General features: G+C 74.5%; 1 protein-coding gene. It reads right to left on the bottom strand.

What is annotated here, in order from left to right; translation table 11 throughout:
• A partial coding sequence (locus I6F37_RS39885) for a wax ester/triacylglycerol synthase domain-containing protein (RefSeq protein ID WP_225154361.1) occupies positions 1-447 on the bottom strand: 447 nt, incomplete at both ends.

Genomic DNA, 447 nt, shown 5'->3' with positions numbered 1-447 from the left:
TCAGCGGCCTTGGCCGCCGCGCGCAGGTCGTCCAGCGGGCGTACCAGGGTGGAGAACCGGACGCTCAGCGAGCGGTCCCCCATGACGGGGCTGAGCTGCTGGGTGGCGGGCGCGAGCAGACGGCCCACGGAGCTCACGGTGTCGGAGAGTCGTCGGGCGGCGCGCACCGGGTCGGCGAGGGCACCGCGCACGCCGCCCGCGACCGTGCCGGCCGAGCGCTGGAGGGAACCGACGCCCCGGCGTCCGACGTAGCTCGCCGCGTCGGTCAGGCGCTCCACCGAGCCGAACACGTGGGACTCGGGCGCGTCGGGCTGAGCTCCTGGATCGCCGGGGTCGCGCTCGAGGTCGAAGAGGGTGAGCGCGATCTGGATGGAGCCCACCCCGTCGGTGATGGCGTGGTGCAGCTTCTGGATCAGCGCCGAGCGCCCATCGGCCACACCGTCGACG

This window comes from Bradyrhizobium sp. NBAIM08, assembly GCF_020193935.1.
In the GTDB taxonomy this organism is placed as follows: domain Bacteria; phylum Pseudomonadota; class Alphaproteobacteria; order Rhizobiales; family Xanthobacteraceae; genus Bradyrhizobium; species Bradyrhizobium yuanmingense.
The sequence above is the reverse complement of the archived record's forward strand: the minus strand, read 5'-3'. Positions and strand labels throughout refer to the sequence as shown.